The organism is Yoonia sp. R78084 (assembly GCF_044595625.1).
Classification (GTDB): Bacteria; Pseudomonadota; Alphaproteobacteria; order Rhodobacterales; family Rhodobacteraceae; genus Yoonia.
Map to the genome: position 1 here is coordinate 889,294 of NZ_CP138993.1, position 18,459 is coordinate 907,752.

General features: G+C 57.7%; 14 protein-coding genes. 9 read left to right on the forward strand and 5 right to left on the reverse strand.

Features of this window, described 5'->3' with window-relative positions; genetic code table 11:
• Positions 1 to 5: 5 nt before the first annotated feature.
• Positions 6 to 1,154, reverse strand: coding sequence for an alpha-hydroxy acid oxidase (locus SJY29_RS04665; RefSeq protein ID WP_400087391.1), 1,149 nt, complete (start codon positions 1,152 to 1,154; stop codon positions 6 to 8).
• A gap of 141 nt (positions 1,155 to 1,295) precedes the next feature.
• Here SJY29_RS04665 and SJY29_RS04670 point away from each other — a divergent pair, with 141 nt between their 5' ends.
• Both SJY29_RS04670 and SJY29_RS04675 read left to right on the forward strand, forming a co-directional pair.
• Positions 1,296 to 3,731, forward strand: a complete 2,436-nt coding sequence (locus SJY29_RS04670; RefSeq protein ID WP_400087394.1) for an ATP-dependent helicase — start codon at positions 1,296 to 1,298, stop codon at positions 3,729 to 3,731.
• A 206-nt stretch (positions 3,732 to 3,937) separates the two neighbouring features.
• Complete coding sequence (locus SJY29_RS04675; protein ID WP_400087398.1) at positions 3,938 to 5,041, forward strand: glycosyltransferase; 1,104 nt, start codon at positions 3,938 to 3,940, stop codon at positions 5,039 to 5,041.
• A 9-nt stretch (positions 5,042 to 5,050) separates the two neighbouring features.
• On the opposite strand, the gene SJY29_RS04680 is transcribed toward SJY29_RS04675, so the two are convergent.
• From SJY29_RS04680 to gmd, 4 genes are read right to left on the reverse strand one after another with little or no spacing between them, the layout of a single operon-like run.
• Entirely contained in the window at positions 5,051 to 6,418 is a 1,368-nt protein-coding gene (locus SJY29_RS04680) for a phosphomannomutase (protein ID WP_400087401.1), read from the reverse strand.
• Complete coding sequence (locus SJY29_RS04685) at positions 6,415 to 7,863, reverse strand: mannose-1-phosphate guanylyltransferase/mannose-6-phosphate isomerase (RefSeq protein WP_400087404.1); 1,449 nt, start codon at positions 7,861 to 7,863, stop codon at positions 6,415 to 6,417. The genes SJY29_RS04680 and SJY29_RS04685 overlap by 4 nt, the downstream gene beginning before the upstream one ends.
• Positions 7,864 to 7,869: 6 nt before the next feature.
• Positions 7,870 to 8,829 (reverse strand): GDP-L-fucose synthase family protein, encoded by a 960-nt coding sequence (locus SJY29_RS04690; RefSeq protein WP_400087407.1) that lies wholly within the window; start codon positions 8,827 to 8,829, stop codon positions 7,870 to 7,872.
• Positions 8,830 to 8,839: 10 nt separating this feature from the next.
• The gene (gene gmd, locus SJY29_RS04695) at positions 8,840 to 9,961 is read right to left on the reverse strand and encodes a GDP-mannose 4,6-dehydratase (protein ID WP_400087410.1); all 1,122 of its coding nucleotides are present in this window, start codon (positions 9,959 to 9,961) and stop codon (positions 8,840 to 8,842) included.
• A gap of 460 nt (positions 9,962 to 10,421) precedes the next feature.
• Between gmd and SJY29_RS04700 the strand changes: the two genes are divergently transcribed.
• The 7 genes from SJY29_RS04700 (at position 10,422) to SJY29_RS04730 (ending at position 18,458) form a co-directional block, all read left to right on the forward strand.
• Positions 10,422 to 12,161: a type I secretion system permease/ATPase gene (locus SJY29_RS04700; RefSeq protein ID WP_400087413.1), complete on the forward strand. Its 1,740-nt coding sequence runs from the start codon at positions 10,422 to 10,424 to the stop codon at positions 12,159 to 12,161.
• Complete coding sequence (locus SJY29_RS04705) at positions 12,158 to 13,462, forward strand: HlyD family type I secretion periplasmic adaptor subunit (RefSeq protein ID WP_400087416.1); 1,305 nt, start codon at positions 12,158 to 12,160, stop codon at positions 13,460 to 13,462. Before SJY29_RS04700 ends, SJY29_RS04705 begins: the two co-directional genes overlap by 4 nt.
• Before the next feature lie 214 nt (positions 13,463 to 13,676).
• Positions 13,677 to 15,785: a YjbH domain-containing protein gene (locus SJY29_RS04710; protein ID WP_400087419.1), complete on the forward strand. Its 2,109-nt coding sequence runs from the start codon at positions 13,677 to 13,679 to the stop codon at positions 15,783 to 15,785.
• Between the two features lie 17 nt (positions 15,786 to 15,802).
• Positions 15,803 to 16,432 carry a YjbF family lipoprotein gene (locus SJY29_RS04715; protein WP_400087422.1) on the forward strand — a complete coding sequence of 210 codons (630 nt, stop codon included), beginning with the start codon at positions 15,803 to 15,805 and terminating at the stop codon, positions 16,430 to 16,432.
• A gap of 70 nt (positions 16,433 to 16,502) precedes the next feature.
• The gene (locus tag SJY29_RS04720) at positions 16,503 to 16,706 is read left to right on the forward strand and encodes a hypothetical protein (RefSeq protein WP_055687197.1); all 204 of its coding nucleotides are present in this window, start codon (positions 16,503 to 16,505) and stop codon (positions 16,704 to 16,706) included.
• A gap of 228 nt (positions 16,707 to 16,934) precedes the next feature.
• Positions 16,935 to 18,008, forward strand: a complete 1,074-nt coding sequence (locus SJY29_RS04725; protein WP_400087425.1) for a polysaccharide biosynthesis/export family protein — start codon at positions 16,935 to 16,937, stop codon at positions 18,006 to 18,008.
• 6 nt (positions 18,009 to 18,014) lie between these two features.
• Positions 18,015 to 18,458, forward strand: coding sequence for a low molecular weight phosphotyrosine protein phosphatase (locus SJY29_RS04730; protein ID WP_400087428.1), 444 nt, complete (start codon positions 18,015 to 18,017; stop codon positions 18,456 to 18,458).
• Position 18,459 lies beyond the last annotated feature (1 nt).

The following is an 18,459-nucleotide window of genomic DNA, read 5'->3' on the forward strand; positions in this document are numbered from 1 at the left end:
CGCGTCTAGGACGATTGCGGTGGTTTGCGTAGGCGTGCGGGCACATCGGCCAAAGTCCGTGTGCCCAATTGGCCCATATTGCTGATCATGTCTTGTCGTAGGATATCAAGCACATGGGCGGCCCCCGGTTCACCCAGGGCAGCCACGCCATAATGGAAGGCACGGCCAAGCATGACGAAATCCGCACCCAATGCGAGCGCGCGCAGCACGTCGAGGCCACCTTCGATCCCGCTGTCAAAGATCACTGGCAAATCGGTAGCCGCGCGGACCTGTGGCAGGGTTTCGATGGTCGCAGGCCCGCCGTCAAACTGTCGGCCTGCGTGGTTGCTGACCCAGATCACATCGGCGCCTTCCGCTGTCAGGCGCGCGGCATCCTCGGGCAGACTGACGCCTTTGACGATGAGCGGACCGTCCCATGCATCGCGAAGCGCTTTGAAATAATCCCAATCGGGCGAGGTGCGCAAAAGATACCCCACATGTTCGTTCGAAGGCAGGGTGCCTTTGATGTCCGAATAGCTCTCCATCAGCCGCAGCCGTGGCATGCCGGTTTTGCGGATCCCGTTCAGCCATGCGGGACATTGCGCTGCCTGCATTGCCAGTCTTGGCGTGAGTTTCGGCGGTTGTGTCAGCCCTCCGCGGGTCTGGCGTTCGCGGCGCGATGCAACGGGAACATCCACCGTCAGCACGATGGCGGTGAACCCGCTGTCGCGGGCACGCTTGAGAAGATCATCGCGGATGCCGGGGTCGCGCGGCGGATAGAGCTGGAACCATGCGTGCGGGCCTGCATGGGGGCCTACGTCTTCCGGCAGCTGGCTCGCGACAGTGGAAAGCCCGTAGGGGATGTTTTCGGCGGCGGCCGTGCGCGCCAGCATCTGTTCCGCGCCGGGCCAGATCAGCCCGGACATGCCAACAGGAGCGATGCCAATCGGCAGCGGGTGGGTGTGGCCCAGCAGGGTTGTCGAAAGATCGGGTTTGAATTCGCCATGCAGGATCGAGGGGTTGAATAAGACCTGATCCAGCTGCGCGCGGTTGCGTCTCTGTGTGGCCTCTACCCCTGTGGCGCTGTCGAGGTATTCCCACACGAAATGCGGGATCCGCCTGCGCGCGCGGGCCTTGAGATCGGAAATGGCGGGGTAGCGGCTATGGTATGTCATTGGCTGACGCTATTGCGGCTCAGGTGTGCTTGGCAATGGGTCGGAGCCTCCGGCGGGGATATTTTTCGGGCCAATAATAACGATGAGAACGGAAGTAGAACAAGGCTTTTCACCCGCGCCCGTTGGCGCTATGTGTGGAGGATGAGCAGTTTTTCCGAAGATGATGCCTTTGAGGCGGCTGCCGTGCCACTGAGCCAGCGGGCGATGGCGCGGCCGAGTGCGGCCTATTTGGACGGTTTGAACCCCGCGCAGCGCGAGGCGGTCGAGACCTTGAGCGGGCCTGTCTTGATGTTGGCGGGGGCAGGGACCGGAAAAACGAAGGCGCTGACCACCCGTATCACCCATCTTCTAGCGACAGGGACGGCGCGCCCGCATGAGATATTGGCGGTGACCTTTACCAACAAAGCCGCGCGCGAGATGAAATCGCGCATCGGCGGTTTGATGGGCGAAGCGGTCGAGGGGATGCCTTGGTTGGGGACGTTCCATTCGGTTTGCGCCAAGCAGTTGCGCCGTCATGCCGAACTGGTGGGGCTCAAGTCGAATTTCACCATTCTGGATACCGACGATCAGATCCGCCTGATGAAGCAACTGATCGAGGCTGCAGGCATAGATCACAAACGCTGGCCTGCGCGGATGCTGGCGGGCATTATTGATGGCTGGAAGAACAAGGCGCTGACGCCGGATAAGATACCTGTCGCCGATAGCGGTGCCTTTGATCACAAAGGGGTCGAGCTTTATGCCGCCTATCAGCGCCGTTTGCTGGACCTGAACGCGGTCGATTTCGGCGATATCCTTTTGCACATGGTGACGATTTTCCAAAAGCACGAAGATGTGCTGGATCAATACCAACGCTGGTTCCGCTATATTCTGGTGGACGAGTATCAGGATACCAACGTCGCTCAATATATGTGGCTGCGCCTGTTGGCGGCCGCGCATAAGAATATCTGCTGTGTGGGCGATGACGACCAGTCGATCTATGGCTGGCGCGGGGCCGAAGTGGGCAACATCCTGCGGTTCGAGAAGGATTTTCCGGGCGCCCATGTGGTACGGTTGGAGGAAAATTACCGCTCGACACCGCATATTCTGGCGGCGGCTTCCGGTGTGATTGCCGCCAACAAGGGGCGGTTGGGCAAGACCTTGTTCACGTCTCGGACTGACGGCGAAAAGGTTCGTCTGATCGGCCATTGGGATGGCGAGGAAGAGGCACGCTGGATCGGCGAAGAGGTGGAGGCGATGCAACGCGGGACGCGCGGCATGGCGCCCATGGGCCTTGATCACATGGCGATCTTCGTGCGCGCCAGCCATCAGATGCGGGCCTTTGAGGACCGGTTCCTGACCATCGGCCTGCCATACCGTGTGATCGGCGGGCCACGTTTCTATGAGCGCATGGAGATCAGGGATGCGATGGCCTATTTCCGGCTGGCCGTGAACAGGGTCGATCAAATGGCTTTTGATCGGGTTGTCAACGTTCCGAAGCGGGGGATGGGACCGAAGAACATTCGAACGATTAGTGACCTAGCTGCTGATTTGGAAATTAGCGCGATCGACGCCGCTGCCCATGCCATTCAACGTGGCAGCCTGAAGGGAAAGGCTGCAACCGCAGTATCAGAATTTCTTGATCGCGTTTCGCAATGGAACGATCAAGTCTCGGCAGGTGAATACAGCCATGTAGAGTTGGCCGAGCTGATACTAGAGGAAAGCGGCTATATCAACTCATTCTTTGCACCGCAGACCGACGTGGAAATTGCGCGTGGAGACCAACGAAAATTCAAGGATGTTGAGGCGGAGGGGCGGCTTGAGAACCTCAAGGAGCTCGTCAAAGCGCTGGAGAATTTTGAGAACCTGCAAGGGTTTCTCGAACATGTCAGCCTGATCATGGACAATGAGACCGAAGAGCAGGGCGAGAAGGTCAGCATCATGACCCTGCACGCGGCCAAGGGCCTTGAGTTCCCCGCTGTCTTCCTGCCGGGCTGGGAGGACGGGTTGTTCCCGTCGCAACGCTCAATGGACGAAAGCGGGGTCAAAGGCCTCGAAGAAGAGCGGCGACTGGCCTATGTCGGCATCACCCGCGCCGAAGAGATTTGCATCGTGTCTTTTGCCGCAAACCGGCGTGTTTACGGCCAATGGCAATCGGCGATGCCGTCCCGCTTTATCGACGAACTGCCAGAAGATCATGTGGAGGTGCTGACGCCGCCGGGTCTTTATGGCGGCGGCTATGGTGCGGCCGGCATGGCGGCAAGCGCATCGCCCGCAATGGCGGGCATGGTGGGGTCCGACCTGCATGAAAAGGCGCATAGTGCGGATGTCTACAACTCTCCCGGCTGGCGGCGGTTGCAGTCACGCAGCCAACAGCGCGGCATGGCAATGCCGTCCGAAGCACGCAATATGACTATTGATATGACCGCCGTCAGCGCCTTTACGGAAGGCGAGCGCGTGTTCCATCAGAAATTCGGCTATGGCGAAGTGATCGGGATCGAGGGTGACAAGCTGGTGATCGCATTCGACAAGGCCGGATCAAAGCATGTGGTGGCGCAATATGTGGTAAGTGCAGACAAAGCCGATGACGTGCCGTTCTAGGGCCTGGCCCCCTGAAATTCAAAGCAACAAATTTGCTTATAGTTACCGGCCCCCTCTAGTCACGCGCGTGTCTGGCGCGTGATCTGCACAGGCGGAACCTCGCCGCGTCGCAAGCCAGAGTTGCCTTGCATTACTATTGATGACGACAGTGTTGCTGTATAAGAGGCCCTATAAATCTATCTAGAATTGAAGATTTGGCGGTATTGATGCAGTCCGAAGTGGCCCCACTCTTCCAGTATTATCAGGGCTATCTGGCGTTGATATCGTTTGTGGGGTGCTTGGGCATCATTGCACTGGCGCAGGTTTTCCCGCGGTTGCGCGGCCGCGGGGACGATGAGAATGCAGTTCAATCAATGCATTCGCGTCCGACACCTCGCATCGGTGGCGTGGCGATCTTTCTTGCTTTGGCCCTGAGTGTGGTCTTTGCGCCAACGACGATCGTGCAGAGTTATCTGGGCGTAATCATCGCAACAACGCTGCTTTTCCTTGTCGGGCTCAGCGAAGATCTGGGCTTTCGGGTTTCGCCGCGCAGGCGCCTGCTCGCGGTTTGTCTTGCCAGTTTGATTGTCATCGTCCTGCTTGGCGTCTGGTTGCCACGTATTGGCGTGCCTTATTTTGACCTGCTGATGCAGTATTGGTTTATCGGTGTTCCATTCACCTTGTTGATCACAGCGGGCGTTGCGAACGGCTTTAACCTGATTGATGGTGTCAACGGTCTCGCAGCGCTGACTGCGATCGGCGCTGCGGTATCCATCGCCCTTATTTCGCTACAGGCTGGGCATGCAACGATGGTCATGCTCAGCATGATGCTTGCTGCCGTGGTGTTCGGGTTCTTTATGGTGAATTTCCCGTTCGGTTTGATTTTCCTTGGGGATGCCGGGGCCTACACGATCGGGTTTGTGCTCTGTTGGTTTGGCATCGCCATCCTGATTTTTGCCCCCGCAGTATCCGCATGGGCGATTTTGCTGACCCTGTTCTGGCCACTCGCGGACACTCTTTTTGCAATGTTTCGGCGAAGCCGGGCAAACAGAGATGCGATGTCACCGGACCGTTTGCACTTTCACCAACTAGTCATGCGCGGGTTGGAGATTTGCTTGCTAGGTCGGAAACGTCGGCATATTGCCAACCCGCTCACGACTCTCGTGCTTGCGCCATTTGTCATCGCGCCGCAGGTGTGCGGGGTGCTGCTCTGGAATAATAATCGTGCCGCGTTCCTGGCGGTGCTGGCGTTCCTGGCGGCCTTCTTCGGGTCCTATTTGGTCGCGATGCCATCGGTACGCGCGTTTCGGCAGAGGTTGCGTGAGACCTGACCTGAGAGTCTAGGGCACCAGAAGCGCAGTCAAACGCGCAACACCTTCGCTGACCAGACTGGCATCTCCGCGCGCTTCGACATTCAACCGGACAATCGGCTCGGTGTTAGAGCTGCGCAGATTGAACCGCCAATCCCCCATGATCATTCCCAGACCGTCGGTTTCGTCGATCTCCATGGCGTGCGGGGCATATTCCGCACGCACACGGGCGATTGCGGCCTTTGGATCGTCCAGCGAGAAATTGATTTCTCCCGATGAGGGGAAGGCAATCTTGCGCTGCGCCACGAGATCCGCGAGAGGACCGTTGCGGCTGACCAGTTCTGCAACCAAGAGCAAGGGGATCATACCGCTGTCACAAAACACGAAGTCACGGAAATAGTGGTGCGCTGACATTTCACCGCCGTAAATTGCGTTCTCATCGCGCATCGCCTGTTTGATAAATGCGTGGCCTGTGGGCGATTGCACGGCATGCCCACCTGCCTTGGTGACGATGTCTTGGGTGTTCCAGATAATGCGTGGATCATGGATGATTTTCGCCCCCGGTTCTTTGGCCAGAAACGCCTCGGCCAAGAGCCCCACGACATACTCCCCGTCGATAAAATTGCCCGTGTGGTCAAAGAAGAAACAGCGGTCAAAATCGCCGTCCCATGCGACGCCGAAATCGGCGCCTGATTGGATCACGGCCGATGCTGTTGCGGGGCGGTTCTCGGGCAAGAGCGGGTTGGGGATACCTTGCGGGAAGGTGCCGTCGGGCGCATGGAACAGCCGTTCAAATGTCAGGGGCGCACCAAGTGCCTCAAGCTTTGCGGCAATGGCATCAAAGGTCGGTCCGGCCGTCCCGTGTCCGGCGTTTACCAAAATCTTGAGCGGATTGAGTGCGTCCAGATCAACGAAAGACATCATGCAATCGACATAGGCGACACGCGCTTCTGCAGCGACATTACGCAACACACCAGCGGTGTCGGCAACCGCGAATTCATTTTTCTCGGCCAGCGCTTTGATCCGCGCCAGACCGTTCGCTGCATCCAATGGCGCAGACCCCGCCCGCACCATTTTCATCCCGTTATAATCCATCGGATTATGGGAAGCAGTTACGCAGATGCCGCCATCCGCATTGAAATGGGTTGTGGCGAAATACATCTCTTCGGTGCCTGCAAGCCCCAGATCAAGCACATCACATCCCGCATCCATCAACCCGCGCGCAACATTTGCCGCGAGTTCCTCAGACGAGGCCCTGACATCACGCCCGAGGACGACTGTCTTTGCGTCCAAGGCTTCGGCGAAGGCGCAGCCAATGCGGTAGGCAATCCCAGCGTCCAGATCGATGCCAAGCCGCCCGCGGATGTCATAGGCCTTGAAGCAGGTCAGCGCACTCATCCTTTTGCTCCTTGACCGCGGGCATAAACATCGTCGTATCGGATGATGTCATCTTCACCCAGATAGCCCCCTGTCTGCACCTCGATCAGTGTCAGTGGCAGCTTGCCGGGGTTTTCCATGCGGTGCACGGCACCCAACGGTATGTAGACAGACTGGTTCTCGCTCAACAGCTGGACACTGTCGTCGATGGTCACTTTCGCGGTCCCTTCGACAACGATCCAGTGTTCTGCGCGGTGATGGTGGCTTTGCAGCGAGAGTGCCGCACCCGGATGCACGACGATCCGTTTTACCTGAAAACGTGTTCCGACCACGAGGCTTTCGTACCACCCCCAAGGGCGGTAGTCGCGGGGCAGGGTTTCGGCTTGCGGGACAGCGGCGGCCTTGAGTTTGATAACCGCCTCTTTGACGTCCTGCGTGCGGTCTTTATGGGCGACCAGAACAGCATCGGGCATTGCGATGGCCACCAACCCTTCAAGCCCGATGCCAACCAGTTGTTGTGCGCCGCTGGTTGCCTGTAGCAGCGTGTCTTTGCAGTCGATGGATGTGGCCGGACCGGATGTAACGACACCCTGCGCGTCTGCTTTGCCGTCGCGCCACACCGCCTGCCAATCACCAAGGTCGGACCATGCGCCGCCATAGGGCACGACGGTCAGGTTCTTGGCCTGCTCCATCACGGCGTAGTCGATGGAAATTTCGGGGCAATCGGCCCAAGCGTCGGGGGCAAGGCGGGTAAAGGAGAGATCGGCCTCGGCGGTTTCAAAGGCGGCGCGGGTCGCGGCGAGAACCTGGGGTGCATGCGCGGCAAAGGCGGCAAGGATCGTGGTTGTCGAGAACAGGAATATGCCTGCGTTCCACAGGTGCATCCCGCCGGCCAAGAGTGCCTCTGCCGTCGCAAGATCGGGCTTCTCCACGAAACCCTTCAACGGTTGTGGTGTCGGTGCGAACTCGGCTGTTGGGACACTGGAGAGCGCAAGCCAGCCATATCCTGTTTCGGGACGGTCTGGCCGGATGCCAAAGGTGACCAGTTGGCCATCCAGTGCTGCGGGCACAGCGGCCGCGACCGTCGCGCGAAACCGGTCTGCGTCGGGGATCACATGGTCCGACGGGGCAATCAACATCAGCGCGCCGGGTGTGCGGGCCTCAAGGGCCAATGCGGCAGCACAAATCGCGGCCGCGGTGTTTTTGGCAGCAGGTTCGATCAGGATATCGGCAGGGGCGATTTCCGCTGCTGCCAATTGTTCCAGGACAACAAACCGGAAATCCGCGGCTGTCACGACTGACGGCGCGGTAAAATCCGCGCCAGACAGCCTGCGTGCCGAGGCCTGAAACAGGCTTTCTTCGCCGATCAGTTTTACAAACTGTTTAGGATAGGATTTGCGCGACAATGGCCAGAGCCGTGTCCCTGCACCACCGCAGAGCAGAACCGGATTGATCTTGTTCGCCATAAGCCTTTAACCCCTCAGGTTTTCGATATTCGCCAGATACCATTGGTAGGTTTCCGCAATCCCATCCTCAAGACTGATCTGCGCGCGCCAGCCCATTTTGGCCAGTCGTCCCACATCCATCAGTTTGCGCAGCGTTCCGTCAGGTTTGGAAGGATCGGTTGTAATCCGGCCCTGAAATCCTGTGACCTTTGCCACGGCCTGCGCCAGGTCAAGGATCGAAATATCGGTGCCGGTGCCCACATTGATGTGGCTCAGCATCGGATCGGTGTTTGCGTCATAGTCGGTCTTTGGCAGGTCCAGCACAAAGAGCGAGGCCGTGGCCATATCGTCGACATGCAGGAATTCGCGCCGTGGCGTGCCACTGCCCCAGATCACAACCTCATCGCGGCTTTGCTGTGCGGCTTCATGAAAGCGGCGCATCAGCGCGGGCAGGACATGGCTGTTTTCAGGATGAAAATTATCACCCGGACCATAGAGATTGGTGGGCATCACGCTGCGATAATCCACACCATGCTGGCGGTTGTAGCTTTCGCAAAGCTTGATGCCTGCGATCTTGGCCACAGCGTAAGGTTCATTTGTGGGTTCAAGCGTCCCCGTCAACAGCGCGTCTTCCCGCATCGGCTGGGCTGCGTCGCGGGGATAGATGCAGGACGATCCCAGTTGCAGCAGACGTGTCACGCCGGCAGCATAGGCCTGATGGATCACATTGCTGGCGATCATCAGGTTATCGTAGATGAAGTCAGCGGGGTAGGTGTTGTTGGCATGGATGCCGCCCACTTTGGCGGCAGCAAGGATGACGACATCGGGCTTTTCGGCCTGCATGAAATCGCGCACCGCTGATTGGTCTGTCAGGTCCAGTTCCGCATGGGTGCGGGTGATGGTCTCTGCGTTCCCGCGTACTTTCAACTGGTGCAGGATGGCGCCGCCAACCATGCCGCGATGGCCTGCCACGTATATCTTTTGCATCCCCGCCATCTCAGCTCTCATATGCGACGGGTATGTCCATCCCGTTCGCCTTGAGAAACGCGTGCCTGCGGGCAGTTTTCAGGTCTTCAGCCACCATTTCGGCACACATTTCTTGGGCAGTGATCTGGGGTTCCCAGCCAAGTTTCTCTTTGGCCTTGGAAGGATCGCCAAGCAGCGTTTCAACTTCGGCCGGGCGGAAATAGCGCGGGTCGATCCGCATGATCACATCGCCCGGCTTCAGGGCAGGGGCCATATCGCCGGTGATGCTGGCGACCGTGGCTACCTCATCCACGCCTTCGCCGGTAAATTCCAGCGTCAGACCCAGTTCCGCTGCGGACCAGTTGATAAAGTCGCGCACAGAATGTTGCTTGCCGGTGGCGATCACAAAATCCTCGGGCTGGTCCTGCTGCAGCATCATCCACTGCATGCGCACGTAATCCTTGGCATGGCCCCAGTCCCGCAGGCTGTCGATGTTGCCCATATAAAGACACGGCTCCAACCCTTGGGCGATATGCGCCAAACCGCGGGTAATCTTGCGCGTCACAAAGGTTTCGCCGCGCCGCGGGCTTTCGTGGTTAAACAGGATACCGTTGCAGGCATAAAGCCCGTAGGCCTCGCGGTAATTGACTGTCATCCAGTAGGAATAGAGCTTTGCAACCGCGTAAGGAGAGCGCGGGTAAAATGGCGTTGTTTCGCGTTGGGGCGTCTCTTGGACAAGGCCGTAAAGTTCGGATGTGGAGGCCTGATAGAAGCGGCATTTTTTGTCGAGCCCCAGAAAACGGATGGCTTCCAAAAGCCGCAGTGTCCCGATGCCATCAACATCGGCGGTGTATTCCGGCGCCTCAAAACTCACAGCAACATGGGATTGCGCGCCAAGGTTATAGACCTCATCGGGCTGCACCTCGGACAGGATGCGTGTGAGGTTCGAGGTGTCGGTCAGATCACCATAGTGCAACTTGAAGCGGGCGTTATCGACATGGGGGTCCTCATAGATGTGATCGACCCGCTGGGTGTTGAAAGAGGAGGCACGGCGTTTGATGCCATGCACCTCATATCCTTTTTCGAGCAAGAATTCAGCGAGGTAGGAACCGTCTTGCCCGGTGATGCCTGTGATGAGTGCAGTTTTTGTCATTTTTAATGCGTGCTTGTCCAAGAATGAAATCGTCGATGGAGGTTGTCCCATGCAGGCGCTGAAATGCCAACAGTTCTATACAGTATGAATGCGCCAAGTCTGCCAGATTTCTGCAATCTTCCGTTGAAGACTTTGATTTTGCGTGCAGGCTGAGCCAATATGGTGCAATTATCGGGCAGCCCAGACATCGAAGCGTGAGAGCATCCTGTTTTGACAACTTCGAAATCACGAAGTGTAGCTGTCACGCAGGTTTCTCAATCATTGATAGGACATCTTGATAAATGGATTTGATATGGGCAACACTTTGTGCGTTTTGGCTGCCATAGCGGATCGGTTGCCTTTTATGCGGCTACGTTTTGCGCCAACTCTATGCTGACCAAACAAGACATTCACAATTGTGTCTATGCGATTAGGCCTTATGATGCCGGCGAGCAGAGGACTTCGAGGTAATCAATAACAAATGTCTACTGAAAACTCAGTTCGGGGCAGAGCGGAGCTTGCTGAAACGCGTAAGAAGAGCCGCTCATTGTATTGGGCAGTCGCAGTTTTCAGCTTCTTTGTGAACCTGCTCATGCTGACCGGGCCACTCTACATGCTCAATGTCTATGACCGCGTGCTTAGCTCGCGGTCCTTTGAAACATTGCTCGCTTTGTCCGTTTTGGTGGCGTTCCTTTACGCGATGATGGGCATTCTCGATTTCGTCCGCGGTCGAGTCATGGGGCGGGTCGGCGCCCGCTTTCAGGCCGATTTGGACCGGCGGGTCTTTGGCGCTGTACTCAAGGCGACAACCCTGAACAGGGCGCCGCGTGAGGCGGCAACCGGTTTGCGTGATCTTGAAGCTGTTCAGCGCCTGATCACATCACCTGCACTGATGGCGCTGTTCGATTTGCCATGGGTGCCGCTTTTCTTTTTCGGTATTTTTATTTTTCATCCTTTGATGGGTCTGTTGGCAATCGTCGGGGCGGTGGTCCTGCTGATTGTCGCTTTGCTCAACCAATTCACGTCGCGCAAACCTCTGGAAGCCGCGAATGCGGCAAGTTTCGCGTCAAACCAATTGGGTACTCAGATCCGCAGTGAGAGTGAAATGGTGCATTCCCTTGGTATGCGGGGCGCTGCTTTTGATCGTTGGCAACTCGCGCGTGGCAAGTCTTTGGATACAGCCATTGATGCCGCAGACACGTCGGGAACATTCACGGCGATCACCAAGTCATTCCGGCTCTTTCTGCAATCTGCGATGCTCGGTCTCGGTGCATACCTTGTGTTGATCAATGAATTGTCACCCGGTGCCATGATCGCGGGGTCCATCCTGCTTGGACGCGCGCTGGCACCGATTGAACAGCTCGTGGGACAATGGGCCGTGTTCCAGCGGGGGCGCGAAGGCTGGCGCAACTTGTCCGAGCTTCTCGGGCAAGTGCCAGAAGACGAGCCGCGTACTGAACTTCCCAAGCCTTCGGCCAAGCTTATTGCTGATCAGATCAGTGCGGTGCCGCCAGGCGAGCAACAGGCAGCGCTGCGCAATATCAGCTTTGCGGTTGCGCCGGGACAGGCCGTTGGCGTGATTGGTCAGTCGGGTGCTGGCAAGTCGACACTTGCCCGTATTCTCACCGGTGTCTGGTCGCCTGCGGTTGGCAAGATCCGGCTCGATGGTGCGGCACTTGATCAATATGAACCGGATGTGCTGGGTCAGCATGTCGGCTATTTGCCGCAACGTGTCCATCTTTTTGACGGCACGATTAAAGAGAACATTGCGCGGATGTCGATGGCACCTGATGACGCCAAGGTGATCGTTGCGGCAAAAACCGCTGACGCCCATGAGATGATCCTCAAATTGCCGGACGGTTATGATACCCGCGTGTCATCGAGTAGCGGGCGGTTGTCGGGCGGTCAGATTCAAAGGATCGGTCTGGCGCGGGCGCTATATGGCGATCCGGTGATTGTTGTCTTGGACGAACCCAACTCGAATCTCGACAATGACGGGTCTCTTGCGCTGAACAAGGCGATCAAGGCACTGAAAGCCGACGGTAAAGTGGTCTTCATCATGGCGCATCGGCCGTCTGCTATTCAGGAATGTGATCTCTTGTTGGTCCTTGAAAACGGCACACGGCGGGCCTTTGGCCCAAAAGACGCGGTGCTGGCTGAGATGGTGAAGAACCACGGTGAAATACAACGCAGCACCGGCAAAGGCGGAGGCGTGTCATGATTGCGAATGTCGCCAAGCGCTGGTCGGCAAATAAGCACCTTTTGATTGGTGCTCTTGCGTTGCTGATCCTTGTCGGTGGTTTCGGGACATGGTCGGTCATGGCGCAAATCTCGGGTGCCGTGATTACGACCGGTCAAATTGAGGTAGACCGCAATAGGCAAGTCGTGCAGCACCCTGACGGCGGCGTTGTCGACGAGATCATCGTCGATGAGGGCGATGCGGTGCAGGCAGGCGATCTTCTGCTCCGGCTGGATCCGACGGTCCTGCAATCGGAACTCGCTGTTGTCGAGGGGCAGCTTTTCGAAATTCTGGCGCGCCGTGCCCGTCTAGAGGCTGAGAGGGATGATGCGTCAGATCTGACATTCAGCCCGATCCTGACCGAGGTTGCAACGCCGGAAGTACAAAAACTCATGGATGGGCAGGAGCGCTTGTTCCGGGCGCGACTGGAAACCAATCAGAGTGCGATCGAACAGCTTAGCCAGCAGCGCGCACAAGTTGCCAGCCAACTGACAGGGATCAGTGCGCAGCAAGAGGCGCTTTCGACCCAACGCGATCTGATCGGCAAAGAGCTTGCGGATCAACAAAGCCTGTTGGACCGGGGGCTGGCGCAAGCAAGCCGCGTGCTTGCGCTGCAGCGGGAAGAGGCCAGTCTGCTTGGTCGTGTTGGTGAATTGACGGCGCAAGCCGCGCAGGCGGCGGAACGCATGACCGAGATCGAGCTTCAGGTTCTTGGTTTGTCATCGACCCGCCGCGAGGAGGCCATCACGCGCTTGCGTGATCTGGAGTTCAACGAGCTGGAACTGTCCGAGCGTCGCCGCACGCTGCGTCGCCAGCTTGACCGTCTGGATATTCGTGCACCGGTCTCGGGGATTGTGTATGGTTTGCAGGTTTTTGCACCGCAATCAGTGATCCGCGCCGCAGATCCTGTGCTGTTCCTGATCCCGCAGGACCGCCCGCTTGTGATCGCCACGCAGGTGCAGGTGACAGACATTGACCAGATTTATGTCGGCCAAGAGGTCACGCTGCGGTTCTCGGCTTTTGACCAGCGCCGCACACCTGAACTGAATGGCACTGTGACCCTGATCTCGGCCGATGCGTTCCAGAATGAAAACTCCGGGCTGTCGTATTACCGCGCCGAGATCGAGCTTGCGGCAGGCGAGATGGACCGGCTGCCCGAGGAAATGACGCTGATCCCCGGCATGCCGGTGCAGGCGTTTGCACGCACACTGGATCGCAGCCCGCTTCAGTTCCTGATCAAGCCGCTTGCCGACTATTTCGTCCGAGCTTTTCGTGAGACGTGAGTGGCGCTGGTAATCCTAGATGGCGCTTTGCCAATGATCGCCCAATTGGGGATGTCACCCCGATCTTATTGCATACCATGCACAGGCCAGTGGTGACTGTGCGTCAAAAGCAATTGGCTTTCGAGCGAAAGTTTGCGTAGACAAAGATGCAAGAAAAAAGACCAGATCTGATTTGGGGTGACCAGACAGGATGGTGGGGCAGGGCACTCAGGCTATGAAAAGATCCTTTCGAATATCTATCTTGGCCTGCTGCTTATTTGATGCTACCGCAGCAGCGGCAAAGGATTGGCGCAGTGGATATACTCTCTACGGCACCCCGGGCCTCATCGAATTGCCCTCGGCGTTTGTGCGGCCGGATGCAGAGATCGGGGTGACCCTCGGGGGATTTGAAAACCAGCAAAGGGCATCATTCAATTTTCAGGTCACACCGCGTTTGAGCGGCACGTTTCGCTATTCGCGGTTTGCCGAGTTTTCGGGGCCGGACACGGATGATCTCTATGACCGCAGTTTTGATTTTCACTACCAGCTTCTGACCGAGGGTAGCTTGCGTCCCGCCGTTGCCATCGGTTTGCGCGACTTCCTTGGGACTGGTCTTTATACTGGCGAGTATCTTGTCGCCAGTAAGGCACTCTCACCTCGTTTGCGGGCAACTGTGGGATTGGGCTGGGGGCGCCTTGGTACTGAAGGCGGCTTTGATAACCCCTTGGGTGTGTTTGACGAAACGCTCAACGAACGGCCACCGCTTGATTTTGGTGACGGTGGTACGCCCGCGTTTGATCAGTTTTTCCGCGGTGACGCGGCATTCTTTGGCGGTGCTGAATGGCGGATCAGTGACAGTTTGACGGCCACGGCTGAATACTCCAGTGACGCCTACGTGCGCGAGGCGGCCTTGGGGGTCGTCGAGCGCGAGACGCCCTTCAACTTCGGCCTGAGCTATGCGCCACGCCGTGATTACATCCTGAGCGCCTATGCTTTGGGGGGAAGTGAGTTGGGACTTTCGGCAACGATTGTCATTGACCCCAAGGACCGCGCAGCACGCAGTGGCCTTGAACCTGCACCGCAGCCTGTTGTCTTGCGCGGCCGCTCCAGTGCCAACGGGCTAGCAGAGGATACGCTGCGCCGCGCGACCGCCACCGGCCTTCTGGAAGAGGGCGTGGTATTACAGAGCCTTGACGTGGCAGGCCGCACTGTTCGGGTGCGTTTTGAAAACGAGAGATACCGCGCTGACGCGCAGGCTTTGGGCCGTGTCGCGCGGGTGCTGACCAAGACCATGCCGTCGTCTGTCGAAGTGTTCGTGCTTGAGCCGACCCGTGCAGGGTTGCCCCTATCGATCGTTTCGATCAGGCGATCCGATATGGAGACGCTTGAGAACCGCCCAAATGCCGCGGCACAAATATATGAACGCGCAGCAATTTCAGAGGCGCGAACTGATGTGAGTGCAGTTGAAGTTGGTGTGCAGGCCAGTGCGCTCGAGTGGGGACTGTCACCTTATTACGCCGTCCAGTTGTTTGACGGATCAAACCCGCTGCGGGGCGAATATGGTTTGCAGGCCGATCTGCGCTATGCGTTACGGCCCAATCTCACCCTTCAAGGGACAGCGCGTTACCGGATTTCCGAGAACCGCTCGGATGCGCGCGTTTCGGATTCAACGCTCCAACCGGTCAGGCGCAATGTGGCTCTTTATGGAGAGGCGGGCGAGATCGGGATCGAAGACCTGGCCCTACATTGGTACGAGCGGCCCGGCCGCGCGCTCTACAGCCGCGTATCACTCGGCTATCTCGAAAAGATGTTTGCGGGGGCTTCGACGGAACTTCTGTGGAAACCCGTCGACAGCCGCGTGGCGCTTGGGGCCGAACTCAACTACGTTGTGCAACGGGACTATGACCTTGGCTTTGGTGCGCAGGATTTCCCCGAACTCGACGGTGTCTACGATGTCGTGACGGGGCACGCATCCGTCTACTATGACTTTGAAAACGATTTCCACGGCAGGATCGACGTCGGACGCTACCTTGCCGGTGATTGGGGTGCCACCTTTGCGCTGGACCGTGAATTCGCCAATGGGTGGCGCGTCGGGGCCTATGCCACCTTAACCGATGTGCCCTTCGAGAATTTTGGCGAGGGGTCGTTTGATAAGGGCATTCAGCTGACAATCCCACTTGATTGGGCCATCGGCAATGCGACGCGCGACAGAACAGATGTCAGCCTGTCTTCGCTGAGCCGTGATGGTGGTGCGCGCCTGAACGTCGATGGCCGTTTGTACGAAACGGTGCGCGGCGGCCATGTCGTTGCCCTGCAGGAAAGTTGGGGGCGGTTTTGGAGATGAGAAGGCTATCTTTACTCATGGTGCTCTTTGGTCTGACCGCTTGCGGGCCTCTGGCGCAGAACCAGCCGCTTGTAAATGCTGTGCAGGGGCTAGCCAGCGCAGGTGCGGATAAATGGGAACAAGACCGCGACCCCAGAGAAACACTCACAAGGGAGCGCATCGACGCCGCCGCGAATGACCTGCTGCTCTTTGCGCCGGTTGACGAAGAGGTTGCGTCGGTGTTTGAGCGTGTGGCTGCAAATGCCGACAGGGTGACTTGGGTTTCTGATGAAGGGGACAGCTTGACGCTGCGGGATGGGATCGTCATTGCCACCCGTGGCCTAGGAAATGACCTGATGGGCGCTGATGTGGCGCAAGTCTATCCAGCAATTGTCAGCGGGAGTGGCCGTGCGCAGCGGGTGCATGATTACCTGGGCGGTGAAGACCAGATTATCCGCAGCATATTCCAGTGCGAGATGGCCACGCTTCGCACCGAAGTGATCGAGATTTTTCAGCGTCAACTTAGAACGCGTGTTGTCCGCGAGACCTGCACCGGGAATACGGGCAGCTTTACAAATCTCTACTGGATCGACGCGGCTGGCGCGATCTGGCAGTCGCGCCAATGGGTGTCTGGGCGGGTTGGATCGGTCGATATTCAGAAACTGTGACAGTGCAGTCTTGGGTTGATGTGTTAAGCGGTTCAAGGTATAGGAAAGGCGTATACAGGAGACACTCACAATGAAAATTAAAGCAATTTCGGCAGCCGCAATTTTTGCAATTGCCGCCTCGTCCGCGAATGCAGGCGGCCTTCTTGATGAAGTCGTAGAAACACCGGTCGTTGCTCCGGTCGTCGTAGAAGAGTCCACACCTCTTTGGATCCCTCTGCTGGCCCTTGCTGTCGTTGCAGCAGTCGCTGCCGGTAGTTCAGGCGGCGGTAGCTAAAGCCGTTTCGTTCTTTTTGGGGGCGGTGCTGCAGATACGCCGGTTTTTGATGCTTTGATGTTTCATCAGGGGTCTTAAGCCGGACGTATCTTTTTGCTTTTATCGTGTGTCGCAATTTGTGATTCCAAAAGCACACCCGCTTGGGGTTTTGGCGGCAGCTATGGCTGTCTTCTTTCCCAACGTGTGATCAGTGTGCGAGTCTTGGGCGGTCACGGTGTATTTGGAGCTATGATGCGTTTCTTGATCGCCTTACTGATTGGTCTTGGGCTGGCTGCATGCACCGATGGCGTCAGTGAGTTTCCTGTGGCGCCTTCCGCGCAGGACGCTTTGAGTGAGGATGTTGTCGTCATCCAGCTCAATGCAGAGAATATCAGGTCATTCCGACGCGAACTTGCGCAATCCGCCGAAGACGCACAGCGTTTGCCAGGGTCGGTCGCGTGGAACTACCGCGTAGCACCCGGTGATATTCTGAGTGTTCTTGTCTTCAACCATCCTGAATTGACCATGCCCGCCGGTCCCGAGCGCAGTGCCGCTGAATCCGGCTTCCGGGTCCAGTCGGACGGCACATTCTTTTATCCTTTTGTGGGGCAGGTGCAGGCGTCAGGTCTGGCGCCCGAACAAATACGTGCAAACCTGATGCTAAGCTTGGCGGAATATATCGCCGACCCGCAGCTTGAAGTCCGCGTTGCCGCCTTCAATTCCCAATCCATCAACATCACAGGTGCTGTTGTAACGCCACAGCGTCTGCCCGTGACAACTGTGCCGATGACGCTTCTTGATGCCGTGAACGCCGCTGGCGGACTTGAGCCAGATGCCGATCCGGAGCGTGTGACGATCCAGCGCAACGGGCGCACCTACAATGTCGACCTTGAAGGGTTTCTTGAGCGCGGGCAGGCCCGGAATAATCCGATGCTGGGTTCTGGTGATGTGATCTACATCCCGGCACGCGCGCCGCAAGAAGTGTACATTCTTGGTGAGGTTGGGCGGCCCGCAGGTATTGATCTCGACGGTGAAGAGCTGTCTCTCACGCAGGCGCTCGCACGGCAGGGCGGGCTTGATGAACTGCGCGCTGATGCGCGTGGTATTTTCGTGTTCCGCGGGACCAATGACAACATGACTGTCTTTCAGCTTTCCGTCGAGTCGCCGACAGGCTTCTTGTTGGGGACCCGCTTTGGTCTTGAGCCGGGCGATGTCGTTTATGTGACCCGTTCACCCCGCCAGCGTTGGAACGACACGATCAATGGTTTGCTGCCAACGGTTGGCGCGGTCGCGTCCACCAACGCAACCGTCGACGGGCTGTAAGCCGCGATGAAGAGGATATTGACTGTTTGCGTGGGCAATATTTGCCGTTCTCCCATTGCAGCGGCCATACTCCGAGAGCACTTGCCTGATCATACGGTGACGTCGGCGGGGATCGCTGCAGTCGTGGGGCGCGGTGTGGACGCGACAGCAGCCGAGGTTGCAGCCGCCGCAGGTGTTGCCGATAATGCCCATGTGGCCAGACAGTTTACGCGTGAAATCGGTGAGCAACATGACGTCATTCTGGTGCTCGAAGGCGGGCACAAGCGAGAGATCGAACGGATTGCGCCAGAGCTTTCGGGCCGCGTTATGCGGCTCAGCCGTTGGAGCGGCGATACTGACATTCCTGACCCTTATCGCAAGAGCCACGAATTTCACGAGTACGTCTTCGGGCTTATTCAAGAGGCCTCAATGGCCTGGGTGTCGCGCCTGTCGCCCAAGAAACCGGAGTGAT

Coding starts and splice junctions, on each gene's coding strand:
- SJY29_RS04725 (WP_400087425.1), top strand. CDS start 16,935: ATGATGCGTTTCTTGATCGCCTTACTGATTGGTCTTGGGCTGGCTGCA.
- SJY29_RS04700 (WP_400087413.1), top strand. CDS start 10,422: ATGTCTACTGAAAACTCAGTTCGGGGCAGAGCGGAGCTTGCTGAAACG.
- gmd (WP_400087410.1), bottom strand. CDS start 9,961: ATGACAAAAACTGCACTCATCACAGGCATCACCGGGCAAGACGGTTCC.
- SJY29_RS04710 (WP_400087419.1), top strand. CDS start 13,677: ATGAAAAGATCCTTTCGAATATCTATCTTGGCCTGCTGCTTATTTGAT.
- SJY29_RS04705 (WP_400087416.1), top strand. CDS start 12,158: ATGATTGCGAATGTCGCCAAGCGCTGGTCGGCAAATAAGCACCTTTTG.
- SJY29_RS04690 (WP_400087407.1), bottom strand. CDS start 8,829: ATGCAAAAGATATACGTGGCAGGCCATCGCGGCATGGTTGGCGGCGCC.
- SJY29_RS04730 (WP_400087428.1), top strand. CDS start 18,015: ATGAAGAGGATATTGACTGTTTGCGTGGGCAATATTTGCCGTTCTCCC.
- SJY29_RS04720 (WP_055687197.1), top strand. CDS start 16,503: ATGAAAATTAAAGCAATTTCGGCAGCCGCAATTTTTGCAATTGCCGCC.
- SJY29_RS04665 (WP_400087391.1), bottom strand. CDS start 1,154: ATGACATACCATAGCCGCTACCCCGCCATTTCCGATCTCAAGGCCCGC.
- SJY29_RS04670 (WP_400087394.1), top strand. CDS start 1,296: ATGAGCAGTTTTTCCGAAGATGATGCCTTTGAGGCGGCTGCCGTGCCA.
- SJY29_RS04675 (WP_400087398.1), top strand. CDS start 3,938: ATGCAGTCCGAAGTGGCCCCACTCTTCCAGTATTATCAGGGCTATCTG.
- SJY29_RS04715 (WP_400087422.1), top strand. CDS start 15,803: ATGGTGCTCTTTGGTCTGACCGCTTGCGGGCCTCTGGCGCAGAACCAG.
- SJY29_RS04685 (WP_400087404.1), bottom strand. CDS start 7,863: ATGGCGAACAAGATCAATCCGGTTCTGCTCTGCGGTGGTGCAGGGACA.
- SJY29_RS04680 (WP_400087401.1), bottom strand. CDS start 6,418: ATGAGTGCGCTGACCTGCTTCAAGGCCTATGACATCCGCGGGCGGCTT.